This window comes from Halobacillus sp. Marseille-Q1614, from assembly GCF_902809865.1.
Classification (GTDB): Bacteria; Bacillota; Bacilli; order Bacillales; family Halobacillaceae; genus Halobacillus_A.
Map to the genome: position 1 here is coordinate 1,111,106 of NZ_CADDWH010000001.1, position 21,680 is coordinate 1,132,785.

At 43.1% G+C, this 21,680-nt stretch carries 20 protein-coding genes; 18 read left to right on the forward strand and 2 right to left on the reverse strand.

Translation table 11 applies throughout. The features are described 5' to 3' along the window. The first annotated feature begins 7 nt into the window (after positions 1-7). The 8 genes from buk (at position 8) to HUS26_RS05570 (ending at position 8,101) form a co-directional block, all read left to right on the forward strand. Positions 8-1,093 carry a butyrate kinase gene (buk, locus tag HUS26_RS05535; protein WP_173916205.1) on the forward strand — a complete coding sequence of 362 codons (1,086 nt, stop codon included), beginning with the start codon at positions 8-10 and terminating at the stop codon, positions 1,091-1,093. Positions 1,094-1,107: 14 nt separating this feature from the next. Continuing rightward, a complete protein-coding gene (lpdA, locus tag HUS26_RS05540) occupies positions 1,108-2,529 on the forward strand; it encodes a dihydrolipoyl dehydrogenase (protein ID WP_173916206.1) in 1,422 nt (473 codons plus the stop codon). Between the two features lie 74 nt (positions 2,530-2,603). Next, complete coding sequence (locus HUS26_RS05545) at positions 2,604-3,542, forward strand: thiamine pyrophosphate-dependent dehydrogenase E1 component subunit alpha (protein ID WP_254434266.1); 939 nt, start codon at positions 2,604-2,606, stop codon at positions 3,540-3,542. Between the two features lie 14 nt (positions 3,543-3,556). After that, positions 3,557-4,540: an alpha-ketoacid dehydrogenase subunit beta gene (locus HUS26_RS05550; protein WP_173916208.1), complete on the forward strand. Its 984-nt coding sequence runs from the start codon at positions 3,557-3,559 to the stop codon at positions 4,538-4,540. A gap of 17 nt (positions 4,541-4,557) precedes the next feature. Then, positions 4,558-5,859, forward strand: a complete 1,302-nt coding sequence (locus HUS26_RS05555) for a dihydrolipoamide acetyltransferase family protein (RefSeq protein WP_173916209.1) — start codon at positions 4,558-4,560, stop codon at positions 5,857-5,859. 222 nt (positions 5,860-6,081) lie between these two features. Further along, a complete protein-coding gene (locus tag HUS26_RS05560) occupies positions 6,082-6,519 on the forward strand; it encodes a BrxA/BrxB family bacilliredoxin (protein ID WP_173918749.1) in 438 nt (145 codons plus the stop codon). Between the two features lie 76 nt (positions 6,520-6,595). Beyond that, positions 6,596-7,546 carry an aromatic acid exporter family protein gene (locus HUS26_RS05565; RefSeq protein WP_173916210.1) on the forward strand — a complete coding sequence of 317 codons (951 nt, stop codon included), beginning with the start codon at positions 6,596-6,598 and terminating at the stop codon, positions 7,544-7,546. A 45-nt stretch (positions 7,547-7,591) separates the two neighbouring features. Next, on the forward strand, positions 7,592-8,101 hold the full coding sequence (locus HUS26_RS05570; protein WP_173916211.1) for a L,D-transpeptidase: 510 nt from the start codon (positions 7,592-7,594) through the stop codon (positions 8,099-8,101). A gap of 79 nt (positions 8,102-8,180) precedes the next feature. On the opposite strand, the gene prli42 is transcribed toward HUS26_RS05570, so the two are convergent. Continuing rightward, the gene (prli42, locus tag HUS26_RS05575; RefSeq protein ID WP_245807718.1) at positions 8,181-8,291 is read right to left on the reverse strand and encodes a stressosome-associated protein Prli42; all 111 of its coding nucleotides are present in this window, start codon (positions 8,289-8,291) and stop codon (positions 8,181-8,183) included. Positions 8,292-8,464: 173 nt separating this feature from the next. On the opposite strand from prli42, the gene HUS26_RS05580 reads away from it, so the two are divergent. From HUS26_RS05580 to HUS26_RS05600, 5 genes are all read left to right on the forward strand, one after another. Then, the gene (locus tag HUS26_RS05580) at positions 8,465-10,117 is read left to right on the forward strand and encodes a methylmalonyl-CoA mutase (protein ID WP_173916212.1); all 1,653 of its coding nucleotides are present in this window, start codon (positions 8,465-8,467) and stop codon (positions 10,115-10,117) included. A gap of 15 nt (positions 10,118-10,132) precedes the next feature. Then, entirely contained in the window at positions 10,133-10,948 is an 816-nt protein-coding gene (mce, locus tag HUS26_RS05585) for a methylmalonyl-CoA epimerase (RefSeq protein WP_173916213.1), read from the forward strand. Between the two features lie 4 nt (positions 10,949-10,952). Next, positions 10,953-12,500, forward strand: coding sequence for an acyl-CoA carboxylase subunit beta (locus tag HUS26_RS05590; RefSeq protein ID WP_173916214.1), 1,548 nt, complete (start codon positions 10,953-10,955; stop codon positions 12,498-12,500). Between the two features lie 73 nt (positions 12,501-12,573). After that, positions 12,574-13,698 (forward strand): M20/M25/M40 family metallo-hydrolase, encoded by a 1,125-nt coding sequence (locus tag HUS26_RS05595; RefSeq protein ID WP_173916215.1) that lies wholly within the window; start codon positions 12,574-12,576, stop codon positions 13,696-13,698. Between the two features lie 443 nt (positions 13,699-14,141). Then, complete coding sequence (locus HUS26_RS05600; RefSeq protein ID WP_173916216.1) at positions 14,142-15,386, forward strand: DNA polymerase IV; 1,245 nt, start codon at positions 14,142-14,144, stop codon at positions 15,384-15,386. A gap of 42 nt (positions 15,387-15,428) precedes the next feature. On the opposite strand, the gene HUS26_RS05605 is transcribed toward HUS26_RS05600, so the two are convergent. Beyond that, entirely contained in the window at positions 15,429-16,445 is a 1,017-nt protein-coding gene (locus tag HUS26_RS05605; RefSeq protein WP_173916217.1) for a S8 family peptidase, read from the reverse strand. A 528-nt stretch (positions 16,446-16,973) separates the two neighbouring features. Here HUS26_RS05605 and HUS26_RS05610 point away from each other — a divergent pair. The 5 genes from HUS26_RS05610 to HUS26_RS05630 all read left to right on the forward strand — a co-directional run bounded on the left by HUS26_RS05610 (position 16,974) and on the right by HUS26_RS05630 (position 21,661). Beyond that, positions 16,974-17,198, forward strand: a complete 225-nt coding sequence (locus HUS26_RS05610; protein WP_173916218.1) for a hypothetical protein — start codon at positions 16,974-16,976, stop codon at positions 17,196-17,198. Positions 17,199-17,223: 25 nt separating this feature from the next. Continuing rightward, the gene (locus tag HUS26_RS05615) at positions 17,224-17,532 is read left to right on the forward strand and encodes a MerR family transcriptional regulator (protein WP_173916219.1); all 309 of its coding nucleotides are present in this window, start codon (positions 17,224-17,226) and stop codon (positions 17,530-17,532) included. Positions 17,533-17,771: 239 nt separating this feature from the next. Continuing rightward, on the forward strand, positions 17,772-18,689 hold the full coding sequence (locus tag HUS26_RS05620; RefSeq protein WP_371809554.1) for a proline dehydrogenase family protein: 918 nt from the start codon (positions 17,772-17,774) through the stop codon (positions 18,687-18,689). A gap of 19 nt (positions 18,690-18,708) precedes the next feature. Further along, a complete protein-coding gene (pruA, locus tag HUS26_RS05625) occupies positions 18,709-20,256 on the forward strand; it encodes an L-glutamate gamma-semialdehyde dehydrogenase (RefSeq protein ID WP_173916221.1) in 1,548 nt (515 codons plus the stop codon). 133 nt (positions 20,257-20,389) lie between these two features. Then, complete coding sequence (locus tag HUS26_RS05630) at positions 20,390-21,661, forward strand: CdaR family transcriptional regulator (protein ID WP_173916222.1); 1,272 nt, start codon at positions 20,390-20,392, stop codon at positions 21,659-21,661. Positions 21,662-21,680 lie beyond the last annotated feature (19 nt).

Sequence of the window (21,680 nt, forward strand, 5' to 3'; positions counted from 1 at the left end):
AGTTATAGTGCAATTACACCGAATTCTTGTTATAAACCCTGGCTCGACATCGACGAAGATTGGAGTCTTTGAAAACGACCAGGAAGTATTTGAAAGAACGATTCGTCATACGGCAGATGAGATAAATCAATTTAATCACATTATCGATCAGTATGAATTTAGGAAAAATGTTATTTTATCTGAGCTCGACAAAGAAGGAATTAACATCAGCAAATTAAGTGCTGTCTGCGGGCGCGGTGGTCTGCTGCGTCCGATTGAAGGGGGCACTTACGAAGTCAATGAGGCAATGCTTGAAGATTTGAAAAATGGATACAATGGCGAGCATGCTTCTAATCTTGGCGGAATCATTGCCCATGAGATTGCCAAGGGACTGAACATTGGAGCCTTTATCGTTGACCCAGTTGTCGTAGATGAACTTCAGGATTTAGCGAGAATATCAGGAGTTCCGGAGATACCGAGAAAGAGTATATTTCATGCCTTAAACCAAAAAGCGGTGGCTCGGAGAACGGCTTCAGATTTAGGAGTTTCCTATAAAGAGGCTCGTTTGATTGTTGTTCATATGGGCGGAGGAATTACTGTCGGCGCTCATAGAGACGGCCGCGTAATTGATGTAAACAATGGTCTCCACGGAGACGGTCCATTTTCTCCTGAAAGAGCCGGTACTGTGCCTGCAGGAGACTTGATTTCTATGTGTTATTCCGGTCAATACTACCGTGGGGAAATGATGAAAAAGCTCGTAGGACAGGGCGGACTCATGGCTTACCTTGATACGAATGATGCGGTAGAAGTTGAGAAAATGATTGAGCACGGTGATCAAAAAGCAAAAATTGTTTATGAGGCGATGGCCTATCAGATTGCTAAAGAGATCGGCAGCATGAGTGCGGTGCTGGAGGGGCGGATTGATGCGGTCTCCTTAACCGGAGGATTAGCTTATGGTAAAGATTTTGTTGAACATATCAAAAGACGGGTCAGCTGGATTGCCGATGTGCTAGTTTACCCAGGTGAAAATGAGCTCGAAGCTCTGAATGAAGGAACATTGAGAGTCTTAAATAAAGAGGAACTGCCGAAGCAATATCCTAATTTTGCAGAATAAAGGAGTCGAAAACGATGGCTGAGGAATATGATTTAGTCGTACTGGGCGGAGGAACTGGCGGATATGTAGCAGCCATCCGCGCGTCAAAGCTGGGGTTGAAAGTGGCTATTGTTGAAAAAAGAGAAATGGGAGGAACGTGCCTCCATAGAGGATGCATTCCTTCTAAAGCACTGTTAAGGAGTGCGGAAGTGTTTCGTCAGACGAAAGAAGCAGAGGCTTTTGGTGTAACTGCACAGGAGCCTGTGCTGGACTTTGCCAAAGTGCAGGAGCGGAAGCAATCGATCGTGGACACGTTACATAAAGGTGTGCAAGGGTTGATGAAAAAAGGGAAGATTGATGTATTTGAGGGCTTTGGACGGATATTAGGCCCTTCGATTTTTTCCCCGACGGCTGGTACGATTTCTGTTGAATTAAACAATGGGGAAGAAAATGAAATGATCGTTCCTAAAAACGTTTTAATCGCAACAGGATCGAGCCCTAAGTCGCTTCCGGGTCTTGAGGTTGACGGCGAGTATGTCATGACGTCTGATGAAGCCCTGCAAATGCAGGAGCTTCCAAAATCGATCCTCATTGTCGGCGGCGGCGTCATTGGGATTGAGTGGGCATCCATGTTATCTGATTTTGGTGTGGAAGTCACAGTACTTGAGTATCTGCCGGGTATCCTGCCGACAGAAGACGATGAGGTTGCCAAGGAAATGCAGAAACAAATGAATAAAAAAGGTGTCAACATCGTTACCGATGCGAAAGTTCTCGCAGATACCCTTCAAAAAGATGGCCAGGTGTCCATCGATGCTGAAGTAAACGGAGAAACTGTTACTTACCAGGCTGAACGTATGCTGGTCTCTGTAGGGCGTTCAGCAAATGTTACAAATATAGGTCTTGAAAACACTGAAATAGAAGTAGAAAATGGAGTTATTAAGACCAACCAATATTACCAGACCAAAGAATCTCATATTTACGCGATTGGAGACGTCATCGGAGGCATGCAACTGGCTCACGTCGCTTCACATGAAGGGATTACAGCGGTAGAACATATAGCTGATAAAAAACCTCATCCTCTTAATTATGACCAGGTACCAACGTGTATCTATTCAAGCCCTGAAGTTGCTAGTGTCGGTTTAACAGAAAAACAGGCAAAAGAGCAGGGCTTCGAGATCAAAGTGGGCAAGTTCCCATTTAAAGCGATTGGTAAAGCGTTAGTTTATGGGGAAACGGACGGCTTTGTGAAGATAGTGGCTGATAAGAACAGCGACGATCTTTTAGGCGTCCATATGGTAGGTCCTCATGTAACAGACATGATTTCAGAAGCAGGACTGGCTAAAGTATTAGACGCGACTCCTTGGGAGATCGCGGAAAGTATTCATCCGCACCCTACTCTGGCAGAAGCTATTGGTGAAGCAGCTATGGCTGTAGACGGCAATCAAATACATGGTTAATTAATAAAGGAGGGATTCCTGTGGCTGAAAATCGCCATGAATCATTAGGGTTAAGTGATGAGAAAGTTTTAGAGATGTTTCGTACAATGCTGCTTGCAAGAAAGATAGATGAACGCATGTGGCTGTTAAACCGTGCGGGGAAAATTCCGTTTGTTATCTCCTGTCAGGGCCAGGAAGCAGCACAAGTTGGAGCTGCCTTTGCATTAGACCGTGAGAAAGACTATGCGCTTCCGTACTATCGTGATATGGGAGTAGTCCTTGCGTTTGGCATGACAGCCAAAGACTTGATGCTCTCAGGGTTTGCGAAAGCAGAAGATCCTAACTCAGGCGGACGGCAGATGCCTGGTCACTTTGGCCAGAAAAAGAACCGCATTGTTACCGGATCCTCACCTGTAACCACCCAAGTTCCTCATGCTGTAGGAATTGCGCTGGCAGGTAAGATGGAAAAGAAAGACTTTGTATCTTTTGTAACCTTTGGTGAAGGTTCTTCCAACCAGGGAGATTTTCACGAAGGTGCAAATTTTGCAGGCGTTCATAAGCTGCCGGTCATTTTTATGGTAGAGAATAACAAGTACGCCATCTCGGTTCCGGTATCCAAACAACTGGCTTGTGAAAAAGTGTCCGACCGCGCTATTGGTTATGGTATGCCTGGACACACGGTGGATGGAAATGATCCATTAGCTGTGTACGAAGTCGTAAAAGATGCGGCTGACCGCGGCCGCCGAGGCGAAGGGCCAACTTTAATTGAAGCCGTTTCTTATCGTCTTACACCGCACTCCAGTGATGATGATGATCGCACATATCGTGAACGTGATGAAGTTGCGGAAGCTAAGAAAAAAGATTCAATTGTAACCTTTGCCAACTATTTAAGAGAGCAAAATATTTTAACAGAAGAGAAAGAAACAGAACTCAATAAAGAATTGGACGACTTAGTCAATGAGGCGACAGAATATGCGGAAAACGCAGCATACGCTGAAGCTGAATCTGCATTGAACTTTGTCTATGAAGAGTAAGGAGGGGAATCAACATGGCAGTAATCTCTTATATTCAAGCTGTAACTCAAGCGTTAAAAGAAGAAATGGAGCGGGATGAAAAAGTTTTCGTTCTAGGAGAAGACGTTGGAAAAAGAGGCGGCGTTTTCCGTGCGACGGATGGTCTTTATGATCAGTTTGGCGAGGACCGCGTATTAGATACGCCTCTGGCTGAATCAGCAATCGCCGGTGTAGGAATCGGAGCCGCTATGTATGGAATGCGTCCGGTTGCTGAAATGCAGTTTGCCGACTTTATTATGCCTGCGGTTAACCAGATCATTTCTGAAGCTGCAAAGACAAGATATCGTTCGAACAATGACTGGTCTGTGCCAATGACGATTCGCGCCCCATATGGAGGAGGCGTTCACGGCGCCCTTTATCATTCTCAGTCTGTCGAAGCAGTGTTCGCCAATCAGCCTGGTTTGAAAATTGTGATGCCGTCTACTCCTTATGATGTAAAAGGATTGCTTAAAGCATCCATTCGAGACAATGACCCTGTTTTATTCTTTGAACATAAGCGTGCTTATCGTCTCATTAAAGCCGAAGTTCCTGATGAGGATTACACTCTGCCTTTAGGAAAAGCGGACGTTAAACGGGAAGGATCGGATATTACGGTAATTACTTACGGGCTTTGTGTCCACTTTGCCCTTCAGGCTGCCGAAAAGCTTGCGGAGGAAGGCATAGATGCTCATATCTTAGACTTGAGAACGGTATACCCTCTTGATCAGGAAGCCATCATCGAGGCGGCTAAAAAAACAGGAAAAGTTCTGCTGGTAACAGAGGATAATAAAGAGGGCGGCATTATTTCTGAAGTGTCTGCTATCATCAGCGAAAACTGCCTGTTCGATCTTGACGCTCCAGTTAAGCGTCTTGCAGGGCCGGACATACCTGCCATGCCTTATGCTCCGACAATGGAAAAATATTTCATGATGAATCCTGATAAAGTAGAAAAAGCTATGCGGGAACTAGCGGAATTTTAATAAAGGAGGAGCTGCCCGTGGGATTAGAAAAGATTAACATGCCTCAGCTTGGTGAAAGCGTAACGGAAGGAACGATCAGTTCCTGGCTCGTTGAGCCAGGCGATCAAGTGAAGAAATACGATCCGATTGCTGAGGTTATGACGGATAAAGTAAACGCAGAGGTCCCTTCTTCATTTACCGGTACGATTAAGGAAATTGTCGCAAAAGAAGATGAAACGATCGCTGTTGGCGAATTGATGTGCTATATCGAAGTAGAAGGTGCTAAAACGGCTGATCAGGCAGATGAAGCAGAATCCAAAGCAGAACCAGTGACCGAAGATCCTGTTTCCCCGCCGAAGGAAGAGCAGAAACAAATCCAGCCTGAAAAACCTGCAGCAGATAAAGGGAATAAGAAGAGATATTCTCCTGCTGTTATGACGCTGGCCCAGGAACATGATATCGACCTAAATCATGTGGAAGGTTCAGGACGCGGCGGAAGAATTACGAGAAAAGATATCGAGAAGATTATTGCAAGCGGTGAGATTCCAGCTTCGGCCTCTCAGCCTGCTGAACCGAAGCAGGAAAAAAGCAAAGCTGCTGCTAAATCTCAAGCTCCGTCTCCTGCCGTTCAGACAGCAGAAGGAGATATCGAAATACCGGTGACGGGTGTACGTAAAGCGATCGCTCAAAACATGGTGAGGTCTACGACCGAAATTCCGCATGCTTGGATGATGGTAGAAGTGGACGTTACAGGTCTTGTTGAGCTTCGTAACTCGGTGAAAAGTGGATTTAAACAAAAAGAAGGATTCAGTTTAACATTTTTTGCCTTCTTCGTAAAAGCTGTATCTCAGGCATTAAAAGAGTACCCGCAGCTCAATAGTACGTGGGCGGGAGATAAGATCATCCAGCGTAAAGCTATAAACTTAAATATCGCTGTTGCCAAGGATGATGAATTATTTGTTCCTGTCATCAAAGATGCAGATGAAAAGAGCATTAAAGGGATTGCTAAAGATATTACCGATTTAGCAGGTAAGGCCCGCCAAGGAAAGCTGACTTCAAAAGATATGGAAGGCGGAACTTTTACAGTAAACAACACAGGCTCCTTTGGTTCCATCCAGTCAATGGGAGTCATCAACCATCCTCAGGCAGCCATTCTGCAGGTGGAGTCCATCGTGAAGAAGCCGGTATACCAGGACGGCATGTTTGGTGCACGAGATATGGTAAATCTATGCCTGTCTTTAGATCACCGTGTGCTTGATGGATTAGTCGCTGGGAACTTCCTGGCGCGTGTTAAAGAGATTTTAGAGAATATGAATAAAGACAATACATCTGTATATTAAGAGACAGGGAGCTGTTCCAAAAGTCTAAAGAGGGCTAATGGGAGCAGCCCTTTTTCTATCCTTTTATTTGATTATTTAGTGTTAAGTAAATTGTCGCTACTAGTTCGTAGAAGAATTTAAGAGTGTCTTTAATCTTACAACTTATTTAAAATCTCTGGCGACTTAAATTGAAAGCCTTTAAAAATCTTGGTAAACTGTGGATAGTACTTAAGAAAAGGGGCCATTTACATGGATTTCAATATTTATATGAATGATGTTGTCAGTAAAGCTAGAGAAGAAATTACACAGGCGGGTTATCAGGAATTAACAACACCTGAACAAGTAGATGAAGCTTTAAATAAAAAAGGGACAACTCTTGTAATGATTAATTCTGTATGCGGCTGTGCCGGAGGAATTGCACGTCCTGCAGCAGCTCATGCGATCCATTATGATAAGCGCCCGGACCAGCTTGTTACAGTTTTTGCAGGCCAGGACAGAGAGGCCACTGAAAAGGCGCGCGAATACTTTGAAGGCTATCCGCCATCCTCGCCGTCATTTGCACTATTAAAAGACGGAAAGATTCAAACAATGGTCGAAAGACATGATATTGAAGGTTTCGAACCGATGGAAGTTATTGGAAAGCTGCAGCGCAGCTTCGAAGAATACTGTGAAGAAGTGTAAGAAATATTTAAAAGATGGGGATCTTTGTTTTACACAAAGGTCCTCTTTTATTTCGCAGATGAGGTGACACGATTCATTGAAAATAGGTTATAGAACAATTAAGACGGCTATTGGCACTCCTCTAGCCATATGGATAGCTACCTTGCTAGAACTAGAGAACTTTGCTTCAGCCGGTATTTTAACGATACTGTGCATTCAAATTACGAGGAAACGCTCATTTCTTTCAGCCTGGCACCGGTTTGCTGCCTGTATGGTAGCTATTATTTACTCATTTTTATTTTTTGAACTGCTAGGTTATCACCCTTTATCAATCGGGCTTATGCTGTTTCTATTTATTCCGACGACCGTCTGGCTGAAAGTGACACCGGGTATTGTAACGAGCTCGGTTATTATCCTTCATTTATATACTGCTCAGTCAATCGGGCTTGCCATCATATGGAACGAACTGCTGTTAATTGTAGTGGGGATTGGAACAGCTCTATTACTCAATCTTTATATGCCAAGCCTCGAAGGAAAGCTTGAGAATTATCAGAGTGAAATCGAAAATAATTTCGCTGCTATTCTTAAAGAAATCGCGAGCTTTCTTCGCGAAGGCAATGAAGGCTGGACCGGGAAAGAAATTACTGAAACAGCAGCACTTATAGAAAAAGCTAAGGCGCTTTCTTTTCGCGATGTGGAAAACCATTTACTGAGAAGCCACAATCCTTATTATCATTATTTCCATATGAGAACGAAACAGTTCGAATTGCTTGAGAGGATGCTGCCATTAGTGACTCGTATTTCCGGCACTCATGAAAATTCCTTAAAGATCGCTGAGTTTTTTGAGGAGCTCTCTGAAGGGGTGAATCCCGGGAATACAGCCGTTATCTACTTGAAGAAGCTGAAAATCTTAAGAGAAGAGTTCAAGCAGAAAGAACTCCCTGCTACAAGGGAAGAATTTGAAATCCGAGCCAGTTTATTTCATTTACTCAACGAAATTGAGGAGTATTTGATTATTAAACGTTCCTTTAAGAAGAGCGATGTATAGGAGCTGAGTATTCGAGGGATACTTTGAAAAAAGGATGAACTTATCATGCTTCTGCTCAATACGATGCTGCTGTTTTTCTCCTTATTTGTCCCCCCTGCAGTCACGGGAGAGACGCTTATAATCGTTAATAAATCCACCCATGAACTGGTGGTTTATCAATATGGGGAACAAATGTATAAATCAAAAGTAGCAACAGGAAAAACGAAGGAATTGACACCCGAGGGAGAATACACAGTAAAAGTAAAAGCTGTAGACCCCTATTACCGTAAAAAAGATATCCCTGGAGGGGATCCTAAAAATCCATTAGGAAGCCGGTGGATAGGATTTGACGCGGAAGGAACCGATGGACGTATATACGGAGTCCATGGCACAAATAACCCTTCATCGATCGGAGGATCGGTTTCAGCAGGCTGTATTCGCATGAAAAATGATGAAGTAGAAAAACTGTATACGATGGTTGAAGAGGGGTCAAAAATTATGATCGTTGACGATAATTCCAATTATGAAGAGATTTATAATAACTGGGAAACAGAACAGTGGAAAACTATTTTATAATAGGTGCCACATTCAGATATCTATAAAAAAACCGAGAGTCCATAGAGGCTCTCGGTTTTTGCTTTATATAGGCGCTAACTTACAAGAAGAAGCTCGCTCCTGCCAGAAGGCTCGATAAAAACATGGAAAGAATCATTAAATAAATGATAATTTTCATTCGTTTTTCGCGTTTCGATTTTTTCTTAGCCAAGGTATTGTAACCTCCTTCGTTACCTACTACCGTTATTTTAAAGGAATTCTAACATTTGGACAAGGGGCAGAAATAGATTAAAATAAGATTGTGAATTAAAATAATATTTAAAAACGTAAGCGCTTTATTTCTGTTATGCTAGAAATAGACCTTTAAATGAGGGGGTATATTAAATGAGTGAGACGCCACGAAAAACAGGTAAAGAAAAGTGGAAACAAGATGTATTAAAAATTACAGAACGATTTCCTGAAAGAAAAGAGAAGTTTCAAACGAGTTCTGAAATATTAATTGAAAGTTTATACAGTCCCGAGGAGCCGACGCAAGTGTATGAAGAGAAGCTTGGCTTTCCGGGGCAGTATCCATATACGCGGGGAATCCAGCCGACGATGTACCGCAGCCGCTATTGGACAATGCGGCAGTACGCAGGGTTCGGCTCAGCAAAAGAAACGAACAAACGCTTTCGCTACTTATTGGAGCAGGGACAAACGGGATTATCTGTAGCTTTTGATTTACCGACTCAGATTGGATATGATTCCGATGATCCTATGGCAGAGGGGGAAGTCGGTAAAGTCGGAGTGGCCATTGATTCATTAGAAGATATGGAAACGCTTTTTAACCGGATTCCACTCGATCAAGTAAGTACATCGATGACAATCAATGCCCCAGCTTCCATTCTGCTTGCTATGTATATTGCTGTTGGTGAAAAACAAGGAGTAAAGCCGGAACAGTTAACGGGCACGATCCAAAACGATATCTTAAAAGAATATATCGCAAGAGGTACATATATTTATCCGCCAAAACCCTCGATGCGATTAATTACTGACATTTTTGCCTACTGTCAGCAAAACCTCCCTAAATTTAATACAATTAGTATTTCCGGATACCATATCCGTGAAGCAGGCTCAACAGCCGTCCAAGAAGTTGCTTTTACGATTGCCAACGGAATGGCTTATGTAGATGCTGCCATAGAGGCAGGTTTAGAGGTAGACCAGTTTGCACCACGTCTTGCCTTCTTCTTCAATGCGCACAATCAATTTTTTGAGGAAGCGGCTAAGTTTAGAGCGGCTCGCAGGATTTGGGCAAAAATAATGAAAGATCATTACAAAGCATCTAATCCAAAGAGTTGGAAAATGCGGTTCCATACCCAGACTGGAGGCAGTACACTGACCGCCCAGCAGCCTGATAACAATATTGTCAGAGTAACGATGCAGGCATTAGCGGCCGTTATGGGAGGGACACAGAGTCTTCATACGAATTCTAAAGACGAAGCTTTAGCGCTTCCGACAGAAGATTCAGCGCGAATCGCTTTAAGAACCCAGCAGATTATTGCACAGGAAAGCGGAGTGGCAGATACCGTTGACCCGCTCGGAGGCTCTTATTATGTGGAAGCACTTACGGATCAAATTGAGAAGGAAGCCGGACAATACTTAGAACGCATTCAAGAAATGGGAGGCGCTGTTCAAGCTGTTGAAGAAGGATATATGCAGCGCGAAATTCACCAGTCAGCCTATGATGCCCAGAAACGGATCGAGGCGAAAGAGGATATCGTGGTGGGCTTAAATGACTACAAGTTAGATGAAGAAATAAACCCAGACTTATTAAAAGTGGATGAACAGCTCGAGTTTGAGCAGGTCGAGCAGACGAAACAAATTAGGGACAACCGCCAGCAGGAAAAAGTAAATGAATGCTTGCAGGCTTTAAAACAGGCTTCAGCAGGTAGTGAAAATGTCATGCCATATATCGTGGAAGCTGTAAAAGCCTACGCCACCGTTGGCGAGATTGCCAATGTTTTTAGGAAAGAATTTGGCGAATATACGGGAATGTAGGAAGGTGGATGGGGAATGAAACAACCAATACGGGTATTGATAGCAAAACCAGGTCTAGACGGGCACGACCGGGGTGCTCTTATTATCGCTCAAGCGTTACGGGATCATGGTATGGAAGTGATTTATACGGGGCTCAGGCAGTCCCCTGTTCAAATTGCGAGGGCAGCTGTTCAGGAGGATGTCGACGTCGTCGGTCTTTCGTCGCTTTCCGGTGCACATAAATCACTATTTCCTAAAGTGGTCGAAGCTCTCGCTGTGGAGAATGCTTCTGATATTCCTGTGATTGGGGGAGGGGTGATTCCGGCGGAAGATATCCCTTTTCTTGAAGAGAGCGGTGTGCAGAAGATTTTCACAAGCGGTTCACCGACCGATGCAATTGCGGTCTATATTAAACAGTTAATGAATCATGAAGCACGGGAGGCACCTAAGAAAGTGTCCCATATCGGAATTGCTGTAGAAAGTATTGAAAGCGCTTTGCCTTTTTACCAGAACACGCTCGGCTTGCAATTAGAGTCTGTGGAAGAGGTGGAATCCGAGCAGGTAAGAGTAGCTTTTTTACGGATCGGAGAGAGCAGGTTTGAGCTCTTAGAACCGACCAGCGATGAATCTCCCGTTCGAAAATTTATCACTAAAAGAGGAGAAGGTATTCACCATATCGCTTTAGAGGTGGATGATATTGCTTCAAGACTCAAACAATATGAAGAAGAAGGGGTGTCCCTGATTCATAACGAACCGAAAAAAGGAGCACATGACAGCCAGGTAGCTTTCCTGCATCCAAAGGCAGCCGGAGGCGTCATGTTTGAGCTATGTCAACCAAATCAGGAGGATTAGTTGAATGGATATGTACGATAAGATAAACGAATTATATGATAAAAGAAGACAAGTTCAGCTCGGTGGTGGTGACGAGCGGATTGACAAGCAGCATGAGAAAGGCAAATGGACTGCCAGAGAGCGAATTGATTACTTAGTGGATGAAGGGTCATTTGTTGAATTAAATCCTTTTATTGAGCATCGCCATGACGATTTTGGCATGAATGGCAAAAAGGCTCCGGGTGAAGGAGTCGTCACTGGCTACGGCAAGGTGAACGGACGGTCTGTTTACTTATTTGCTCAGGACTTTACAGTGTTTGGCGGAGCGCTTGGAGAAATGCATGCGAAAAAAATTGCAGCCGTTATGGACTTAGCAGTGAAAAACGGCACTCCCTTTATCGGCTTAAACGATTCAGGCGGCGCCAGAATTCAAGAAGGTGTGTCCTCGTTAGACGGCTATGGACAGGTTTTTTACCGTAATTCCATTTATTCCGGCGTCATTCCGCAGATTAGTGTCATTATGGGCCCATGTGCCGGCGGTGCTGTTTATTCTCCAGCAATTACTGACTTCGTTATTATGGTGGAGAAAACTTCTCAAATGTTTATTACAGGTCCAAAGGTTATTGAAACCGTGACTGGTGAGAAAATAAGCTCAGAGGATCTAGGAGGAGCTCATATACACAATACCCTGAGCGGCAATGCCCACATTAAAGCAGAAGATGAAGCAGGTGCTCTTGATGCTGTCCGGAATCTGATTGAGTATCTCCCGGCAAACAGTAAGGAGAAGCCGCCGCTTGCAGAAACTAATGAGGATGATGATTATCTTCCGAATTTAGCCGACAAAATTCCATTTGACCCGGTCCGCCCTTATGATGTCAGGGAAGTAATCAATGAAGTGGCCGATGAAGAATCTTTCTTTGAGATTCACAAAGACTTCGCTAAAAATATTGTCGTCGGTTTTGCCCGGTTAAAAGGACAGACGATTGGTCTTGTAGCCAATCAGCCGAAATATATGGCAGGCGGCCTCGATATTAATTCAAGTGATAAAGCTGCACGTTTTATCCGCTTTTGTGACTCTTTTAACCTCCCGATCATTACCTTTGAAGACGTGACAGGGTTTTTCCCGGGGATTAAACAGGAGCATGGAGGCATCATTCGTCATGGGGCGAAAATTTTATACGCGTATTCTGAAGCAACGGTTCCAAAGCTGACTGTAATTACACGTAAAGCATATGGCGGTGCATATGTGGCTCTTAACAGTAAATCGATCGGGGCAGACCTTGTATATGCGTGGCCGAATGCTGAAATTGCTGTTATGGGCCCAGAAGGAGCTGCTAATATTATCTTTGCAAAAGAAATTTCAGAAAGCGATCATCCTGAAGAGACAAGACAAGCCAAGATTAATGAATACAGGGAAAGATTTGCAAATCCTTATGTGGCCGCAGGCCTTGGAATGATAGATGACGTTATTGATCCGCGTGAGACGAGAGTTAAACTGATCCAGGCTCTTGATATGCTGAAGAACAAACACGAGGAACGTCCCTATAAAAAACATGGAAACATTCCACTATAATTGACAGCTTACACAAGCTTAAGCTAACGTACTTAGTGGAGTGCATAGACAAAGAAAGGGGCACCGATACAAGGTGGAAATTAATAACGAACGCTTATTAGAAGAATTTTTAGAACTCGTTCAGATTGATTCTGAAACGAAAGATGAAGGTAACATAGCAAAAGTATTAACGAAGAAATTTGAAGACCTTGGTTTAGAGGTTATCGAAGATGATGCTAAATCAAAAACAGAACACGGAGCAGGAAACCTGATCTGCAGCCTTAAAGGAAATAAAGAAGGAATCGACACGATTTATTTTACTTCCCACATGGACACAGTAGTTCCAGGGAAGGGAATTAAGCCGTCAGTAAAAGATGGCTATGTTGTAACAGATGGAACGACAATCTTAGGTGCTGATGATAAGGCGGGGATTGCAGCTATTTTTGAAGCGATCCGAACGCTTAAAGAGCAAAACATCGAACACGGTGATCTGCAATTTGTTATTACAGTGGGCGAAGAGAGCGGACTTGTCGGTGCGAAAGCTCTCGATCAGGAGCACTTAAAAGCTAAATTCGGCTATGCGATTGACAGTGATGGACAAGTCGGAAATATCATTGTTGCTGCACCAACGCAGGCGAAAATAAAAGCGGTTGTTAAAGGCAAAACAGCACATGCCGGGGTAGCGCCTGAAAAAGGAATTTCAGCTATCACTCTGGCTTCTAAAGCGATCGCAAAGATGCCTTTAGGCCGCATTGATGATGAGACCACGGCAAATATCGGTCGTTTCGAAGGCGGGCAACAGACGAATATTGTCTGCGACTACGTCGAGATTATTGCTGAAGCTCGTTCTTTAGTTACGGAAAAAATGGAAGCCCAGGTGGAAAAAATGAAGAAGGCATTTACTGAAACCGCAGAGGAAATGGGCGGAGAAGTGGAACTGGATATTCAAGTAATGTACCCTGGTTTTAAGCATCAAGCCGGTGATCAGGTAGTAGAAATAGCGAGAGCAGCTGCAAAAAACATCGGACGAGAAAGCGAATTATTAACGAGCGGGGGAGGAAGCGATGCGAATATTATTGCAGGCTTTGGAATCCCGACGGTAAATCTTGCTGTGGGTTATGAAGAAATCCATACGACAAAAGAACGAATGCCGATTGAAGAATTGGAGAAAGCGGCAGAGCTTGTCACCTCCATTATCCAAGAGACAGCCAGACAGTAATAAAAAGGGTGTCCTAAAAAGCACCTTTATAATATGAAATCCCTCGAAGAAATAATAATTTCCGAGGGATTTTTCCTTTTCGGCTCTTCATAAAGATAGTTGCTGCGGTTAGTAACATGGAAGCAGCCATGGAAATCGGCGGAACTCCTGCTTAAAGCGGCCTGCAAAGACCCCGGAGCAGCGCGGGTAGCTCAATTAGGAAAGAGGATGTTCGATTAAGTTCGGCACGTCATGTGCAACACTGAGCGCCCCACATCATGCAGGGCCGCAGGAAAGTAAAACGGTGTTCGCTCTTGCGAATGGAAGAAATACTGTATGTAATGATGCTTTTACACTAGTTGAGTCAGGGGTGTAAAAGCCTCCCTGCTTTTTTATGAGCTTTCAGCTATTTGATTTTATGATATAATATAAGAACGAACGTTCGAAAAAAAGGAAGGATTTCCATGTCTAAATGGTACCCAAAGAATGGCCGTGTCATCTTTCACGTCGATATGAATAGTTTTTATGCCTCCGTAGAGATGGCGTATGATCCTTCATTAAAAGGGAAGCCGTTAGCGATCGCGGGGAATCCTGAGGAACGGCGGGGAATCGTTGTAACAAGCAGCTACGAGGCGAGAAAGTTTGGAGTGAAAACAACCATGCCTGTCGGTGAAGCCAGAAGGCTGTGCACGGATTTAATTGTGAGAAAGCCGAAGTTTGAAAGGTACAGGGCGGCCTCGAAGGAAATGTTTAAAATATTATCTGAGGTTACAGAGGTCATTCAGCCGGTATCCATCGATGAAGGGTACATGGATATCACAGACTGCCATGAAAAAGGGACACCTCCGGAACTCGCTCGATATATTCAACAGAAAATTAAAGATGAACTTGATCTCCCTTGCAGCATCGGAATTGCTCCTAACAAATTCCTGGCTAAAATGGCTTCGGATATGAAAAAACCGATGGGAATTACGATCTTAAGAAAAAGAGACCTGCCAACAAAATTATGGGTGCTGCCGATTGAAGAGATGTATGGAGTCGGCGAAAAAACAGCCGAAAAGCTAAGGAGACTCAAGATAAATACGATCGGGGATTTAGCACATCATCCAGTTTTTGAATTAAAACAGATTCTCGGCATTAATGGAGAACGCCTTCAAAACCGGGCCAATGGAGCAGATGACCGTCCGGTAGACCCGGAAGCCGTCCACGAATTTAAAAGTATCGGGACTTCCACAACGTTAGCGCAGGATACAACAGACGACTACGAGGTCCGCCAGGTCTTTCACCGGCTCTCATCAAAAGTAGAAGCCCGGATGAAGAATAAAAAAGTGTTTGCACGAAACATTCAGATCATGATTCGTTATCACGACAGAAAAACGGTGACGAGAAGCCGGCAGCTTTCCGATTATATCAGCCGTAAAGAAGACCTTTTTCAAATGGCCATGCAGTTATTTGATGAGCATTGGAATCAATCACCGGTCCGGCTTCTAGGGATAACCGCACAGGATCTAGCTGAGGAGGCTGAAGTCAGTCAGCAGCTGAATCTCTTTAATTATGAAGAACAAGCCAAAAAAGAAAAATTATATAAAGCTGTCGATACCCTTTCTGAAAAGTTCGGACCCCAAACGTTTAAAAAGCTCGAAAATAGGTCAGACAACCATGTGACGACAAGCTTTCAAAAAGATTTTCTCGATGATTACAGGAAATAATTAAACCGCCCGTTCGAATGAAAGGAACAGGCGGTTTTTGTATTAGCTGCGTTTGATGGCCGGGCGGATTTTATCTGATGAAACGGACTTATACGTTTGAGTGAAGGATTGAAAAAGTCTTTCAAACTGGTTTAATATGTCTAAAGCTAATAAACCGTTCCCTTCTGCAGATTTAGGATAGCCAAGCGGCACAGTGCGGCGTACCAGCTGGGCATATAATTCTGCTTCCGTAAGTCTTCGGTTAAACTGTTTTTCTGAAATATTTGCGACCAGGGCCAGAGCGCCTGATACATGAGGGGTCGCCATCGAAGTACCGGATAACTTGGCATATTTGCCCTCTAAGTACGTAGATAAAATGTTGACACCGGGAGCAACGACGTCAATTTCATCATTAGAGTTGCTAAAAGGAGCAATTTCCTTTTTAAAGTTAATCGCGCCGACCTGAATGACTTCATTGTAGGCACCAGGATACCCATGTTCATTCGTATCGTGACGGTCATCGCCTTCATTTCCTGCTGCACAGACAACAGAAATCTTTTCATCAACGGCTCTTTTTACAGCTTCATATAGTTCAGGAATATCTGTCGGGCCACCAAGTGACATGGAGATGGCGCGTACTTTTTCACCGTTTTTGCCTTCCCAGTCAATGGCATAATGGATACCGTCGATTATCCACTGATATTCACCGCTTCCATCCTCGCTCAGTACTTTAATAATTAGCAAGTCTGCCGATGGAGCTACACCGTAAACACCGTTATCCTGCACGGGAGAAGCGGCAACTGTTCCCGCGACATGGGTGCCATGTCCGTTATTATCTTCATAATTGTTTTCATCCCCGTTGTAATCGTCGGTAAAATTACGCCCGCCAACAATTCGGTCTTTGAGATCAGGGTGATCAGTCTGACAGCCTGTATCAATAATCGCGATGACGTTTCCTTTTCCTTGTTCGGCTTCTTCCCATGCATCAGGAGCTTGAATGAGGTGTACACCTTCTGGTACCTCTGTGGTAGACTCATAGATTTCGTCAATCTCATAAGGAATTAGTCTAATTTTACTCATTAATCTGCCTCCTTTTAAATTATCGACACTGGACATAAATGGATGAAATGGGATAAAACATGTATTATCTTTATTATAGGCTAAAATAATGGCGAACACATGGTCTAAAAGGATGAGTTATTCAGTCATCTGACAGGGGAACAGCTCCCCTTTTCAAATTCGGATCAGAAAGGTAATAGTATTAGATAGAGATTTTTATATTTATAGGAAGCACACCGGTTCAAGAATTAGTTATAGATCCAGAGACTGGAAAACTGGATGAGGTAGTTAATGGCTACCACTGATGAAATAGGAAAAAAGCACTCCTTCTTGTAAGGAGTGCTTTTTTATGTAAGGATTTATAACACTTTAGAAGTAATCTTTAATAAGTTGTGTCAGGTTTTCTTACATAAAGACTGACATTGTAAAAAAAATACTTTATGATAGACATAATCCAACTTAGATACTTGTTCATCCAGAGAATACGCTGGCAATCCATATTCCGTAAATCCTGTCGTTAGTGAAGAATTTTTAAGGGAGGTTTACGTATTGAACGACAAAAGAGTTAACGATTGGGAAGAAGAAAGCAGCTGGTTAATGGATATTAAAGAACCAAATAATCTTCGAAAAGCGGTCTATGAAATGAAACACTTTTATATTACCACATTGATTGATGCCGGTATTCTGCAGCCTTCAGAGAGTCACTACACCTCTTTTACAGTGAGTCAGCTTCAATATATGGCTGAAAAAGTGAGCCGCCGGTCAGGTCTATAAATCCCATAGATAAAAGGAGTAAAATATGTCTTCTTACAAAGATAAGAAAGTCATTACGATCGGAATTGTAAATGAATTAACGGGTTTATCTGCCCGGATGATTCGTTACTATGAGTCTAGAGGGCTGATTTTTCCGGAACGAACTGCACGAGGGACAAGGAAGTATTCGTTCACAGATGTAGAACTATTAATGGAGATTGCGGATAAGCGGGAGGAAGGAATCCAGACGTACGAAATTAAACAGGAGCTTCTCAGTGACAGTAAGAAGAGAGGTGTAAGGGACCATATGATCCGCGGTCAGTTAAATGCTCAGTTTAATATGAAGAAATTCTAGAAGAAAGCGCAATTCTCTTTATGGATTGTGCTTTCTTTTTTTGTGATGTATCCCCTTACACGATCAAAGGTTTCGTTAAACCTGATTTTGTTGTGCTTCCCACACAAAATTCTGCCGTAAAGATTGGTTTTTCTACACGTTGCCGAAAATCGACATTAATCGTTACAATATTCTTAAGATTAAATAACCGCATCTCCGACAGTCCTCACAGCTAAATGACAGGAAAGGGTGTGATGATCTTGGAAGCCATAAGTAAAAATTTCTTCTTGTTTCTTTCTAACAATAAATTATTAGATCGATTCGCAAAGCGTTTTGGAGCAAGATTTGGGGCTGACAAGATTGTAGGAGGAGAAACATTCTCCCAGGCAATTCCATTGATTCAAAAACTCAACCGTGACGGACTGCATGTAACGGTGGATCACCTTGGTGAATTTGTGAATTCTGAGGTGGAGGCCAGAGAGCGGACTCATGAATGCATCGAGTCCATTCACTCGATTGCCCATCATGAATTAAACTCAGAGGTATCACTTAAGTTAACGTCCCTGGGTTTAGATATTAATCGTGACTTAGTCATGGAAAATATGAAGCTGATTTTAGAAGAAGCAAAAAAATATGACATTACCGTTACGATTGATATGGAAGATTCAACTCGGTGTGGAGATACTCTTGAAATCTACAGGGAATTAAAAGAGAAGTATAAAAACTTAGGTACAGTGATTCAGTCTTATTTATACCGCTCGGAAGAAGACCTTCAGGCACTAAATGAGTGCCAGCCTTATTTAAGGCTCGTTAAAGGCGCTTACAAGGAGTCAGGAAAGGTAGCTTTTATTGATAAAGAACACGTCGATAAAAATCTTAAAAGACTGATCAAAACCAATCTAGTAAATGGGCATTATACGGCAATCGGGAGTCATGATGATGCGATGATTGCCTATACAAAAGAAGTGGCCAGAGAACATGGTATTCCTAAAGAGCAATTTGAATTCCAAATGCTGTATGGGATGAGAAATGAAACCCAGAAAGAACTTGTAAAAGAAGGATATAAAGTCCGTGTCTATCTTCCATATGGGGAAGACTGGTATGGGTACTTTATGAGACGTTTAGCCGAGAGGCCGGCCAATGTGGCCTTTGCTATAAAGGGTATATTCAGTAAATAAAGAAAAGGGGAGATTAAATATGGTAACACCTTATAAGCACGAGCCGTTTACAGATTTTACAGTAGAGGAAAATAAGAAAGCGTTTGAAGAAGCTCTAAAAAAAGTGAAAGAAGAACTCGGTCAGACACATGATCTGCTTGTAAATGGTGAAAGAATCCGTACCGACGAAACAATTGTATCAACAAACCCGGCAGATACAAGCCAGGTGGTAGGAACTGTATCAAAAGCGAACCGGGAAATTGCTGAAAAAGCGATCCAATCGGCAGCTGAAGCTTTTGAAGATTGGAGAAAATGGGATGAGCGGGCAAGAGCTGAAATTCTTTTCCGTGCGGCCAGCATCATTCGCAGAAGAAAGCACGAATTTTCTGCTTACCTCGTCTATGAAGTAGGCAAGCCTTGGAAGGAAGCAGACGCTGATACAGCCGAAGCCATCGACTTCTTAGAGTATTACGGCAGACAAATGATAGAGTTAAAAGACGGCAAGCCGATCGAGAGCCGCCCAGGTGAACAAAACCGTTATATTTACACACCAACGGGAGTAGCGGTTGTTATCCCACCCTGGAACTTAGCGTTCGCAATTATGGCAGGTACAACGATAGCTCCGATCGTTACAGGAAGCACGGTAGTTATGAAGCCGGCGAGTAACAGTCCAGTCGTCGCAGCAAAATTCGTAGAAGTGTTAGAAGAAGCAGGTCTTCCAAAAGGAGTTCTGAACTTCGTACCGGGAAGCGGAGGAGAAGTTGGCGACTATCTTGTTGACCACCCGAAAACTTCACTCATTTCTTTTACAGGTTCCCGTGAAGTGGGCACACGCATCCTTGAGCGTGCGGCAAAAATTCAGGACGGTCAGCAGCACATCAAGCAAGTTATTGCCGAAATGGGCGGTAAAGATACAGTAGTAGTGGATAATCAGTCCAATTTGGAAACCGCAGCAGAAGCTATTATCGTTTCCGCGTTTGGTTTCTCCGGACAGAAGTGTTCTTCAGGTTCCCGTGCGGTTGTACATGAAGATGTATATGATGAACTGCTTGACAAAGTAAAAGAGAAGACTGAAAAGCTGACATTAGGCAATGCTTCTGAAGAGAATGTGTACATGGGACCAGTTGTCGACCAGGGTGCTTATGATAAAGTGATGAGCTATATCGAGATAGGAAAAGAAGAGGGTCGTCTTGTCACTGGCGGGAAAGGCGACGACTCTAAAGGATACTTCATCGAGCCGACCATCTTTGCTGACTTGGCATCGGATTCCCGCATGCAGCTGGAAGAAATCTTTGGACCAGTTGTCTGCTTCACAAAAGCGAAAAACTTCGATGAAGCGATCGATATTGCAAATAACACGGAATACGGTCTGACGGGTGCGGTGATTTCCGATAACCGTGACCACTTAGAGAAAGCGAAGAGAGACTTTCATGTAGGTAACCTTTACTTCAACCGTAATTGCACAGGTGCAATCGTTGGTTACCAGCCGTTTGGCGGCTTTAAGATGTCAGGTACCGATTCCAAAGCAGGAGGACCAGACTATCTGGCTCTTCATATGCAGGCGAAAACTATATCAGAAATGTATTAATATGAGAAGAGCTTCCCTTCGCGGGGAAGCTCTTTTTAGTGGCTTTTTCTTTTTCTTTCCTTTAGAACCCTATATAATAGTGGATGATAAGGTGAGCGTATCATATACAGCTCGAAAGGTATGGGGTTTGTTTATGGAAATAAAGGATTTAATTCTGCAAGCAGAGGATATTCATAAAGCAACAGAGCTGATCAGCTCGAATTTAGGAAAGCCTGTCATCATTGAAAATAAAAACTTTGAACTGATATCCTATAGTTCATCCTTTGAGGAGTTCGATCAGACACAGCAAAAAACCATTCTGTCCAAAAAGTGCCCGATTTTTATTATCGACCGCCTGAAAAAAGAGGGGATCGTACAGAAACTGGAAAAATATACAGACCCAATAAGAGTACACCCGATAGAAGAGATAGGCTTCCATCAGCGGATTGTAATAGCCGCGAAGCATCTCGGCCATACAATGGGCTATATATGGGTTCAGGAATCGGACCAGCTCCTCGAAAAAGAGGAGTTAACTTTTTTAGAAGAGATCACTCCCCATTTAGGGAAGCTGATTTATGACGTATATGCCCGGACGAGTGCCCAGGATGGACAGAAGGAAGAAATACTGTGGAAGCTGCTTCATCATGAGTACGGGAGTGAAAGTCAAATCCGCCATGAAGCTTCTTTAGCAAAACTCCCCCTTCCCGACCGTTTTTCAGTAGCCGTATTTTCTGTTACCGATCCATCTAATAAATACTTACTCGATTACCTCGAAGAATCGATCAGCTCCTTTTCAAATTCTCTTCCGATGAACTACTTAAAAACGGAATTTCAGCTGATTTTACTGCTGCATGGAAAAGCAAAAGAGGAATTCTCATCAAGAGACTTGTCGAGAGATTTTATCCAGGAAGTTAAGGAGAAATTTGGGGAGGAGAAGTTCTATTCCTTCTTTATTGGTATAGGGAAAGAGTATACTTCGTTGTATTACTTAAGAAAAAGCTTTCTCGAAGCATTGGAAGTAATTGAAACCGCTAACTTTATTACACCGCGTCCTGAAACGATGCCGAGAGAATTTGCTAAACTGGGCATATATCGTTATGTAGCCGCCCTTTATGAAAAAAATAGTTCAGAAGACTATTATAGTGAAGATTTAATGCGTCTAATCGCCAATGATATTAAGAAACAGACAAATCTGCTGCAGACGCTTGAAGTTTATCTGGCCAATAATGGAAAGGGGAAACTGACGGCCAACGCTCTTTTCATACATCCCAACACGCTAAATTACCGGATTAAACAAATTCAGGAATTAACAAATATTGATTTTAATGATTTTAACATGAAGAGTTATTTGTACACTGAACTGCTGCTGTTAAACAACGTAAATTCTTATTATCAGCGTTATATTGAAGCATTGAAAGTTAATTAAGGGAGGCGATGAGTGTTTT

Bases quoted from the DNA above. Each gene is read 5' to 3' on its own strand.
- lpdA (WP_173916206.1), top strand. From the start codon at position 1,108: ATGGCTGAGGAATATGATTTAGTCGTACTGGGCGGAGGAACTGGCGGA.
- HUS26_RS05545 (WP_254434266.1), top strand. From the start codon at position 2,604: ATGTTTCGTACAATGCTGCTTGCAAGAAAGATAGATGAACGCATGTGG.
- HUS26_RS05550 (WP_173916208.1), top strand. From the start codon at position 3,557: ATGGCAGTAATCTCTTATATTCAAGCTGTAACTCAAGCGTTAAAAGAA.
- HUS26_RS05570 (WP_173916211.1), top strand. From the start codon at position 7,592: ATGCTTCTGCTCAATACGATGCTGCTGTTTTTCTCCTTATTTGTCCCC.
- HUS26_RS05580 (WP_173916212.1), top strand. From the start codon at position 8,465: ATGAGTGAGACGCCACGAAAAACAGGTAAAGAAAAGTGGAAACAAGAT.
- mce (WP_173916213.1), top strand. From the start codon at position 10,133: ATGAAACAACCAATACGGGTATTGATAGCAAAACCAGGTCTAGACGGG.
- HUS26_RS05590 (WP_173916214.1), top strand. From the start codon at position 10,953: ATGGATATGTACGATAAGATAAACGAATTATATGATAAAAGAAGACAA.
- HUS26_RS05600 (WP_173916216.1), top strand. From the start codon at position 14,142: ATGTCTAAATGGTACCCAAAGAATGGCCGTGTCATCTTTCACGTCGAT.
- HUS26_RS05605 (WP_173916217.1), bottom strand. From the start codon at position 16,445: ATGAGTAAAATTAGACTAATTCCTTATGAGATTGACGAAATCTATGAG.
- HUS26_RS05615 (WP_173916219.1), top strand. From the start codon at position 17,224: ATGTCTTCTTACAAAGATAAGAAAGTCATTACGATCGGAATTGTAAAT.
- pruA (WP_173916221.1), top strand. From the start codon at position 18,709: ATGGTAACACCTTATAAGCACGAGCCGTTTACAGATTTTACAGTAGAG.
- HUS26_RS05630 (WP_173916222.1), top strand. From the start codon at position 20,390: ATGGAAATAAAGGATTTAATTCTGCAAGCAGAGGATATTCATAAAGCA.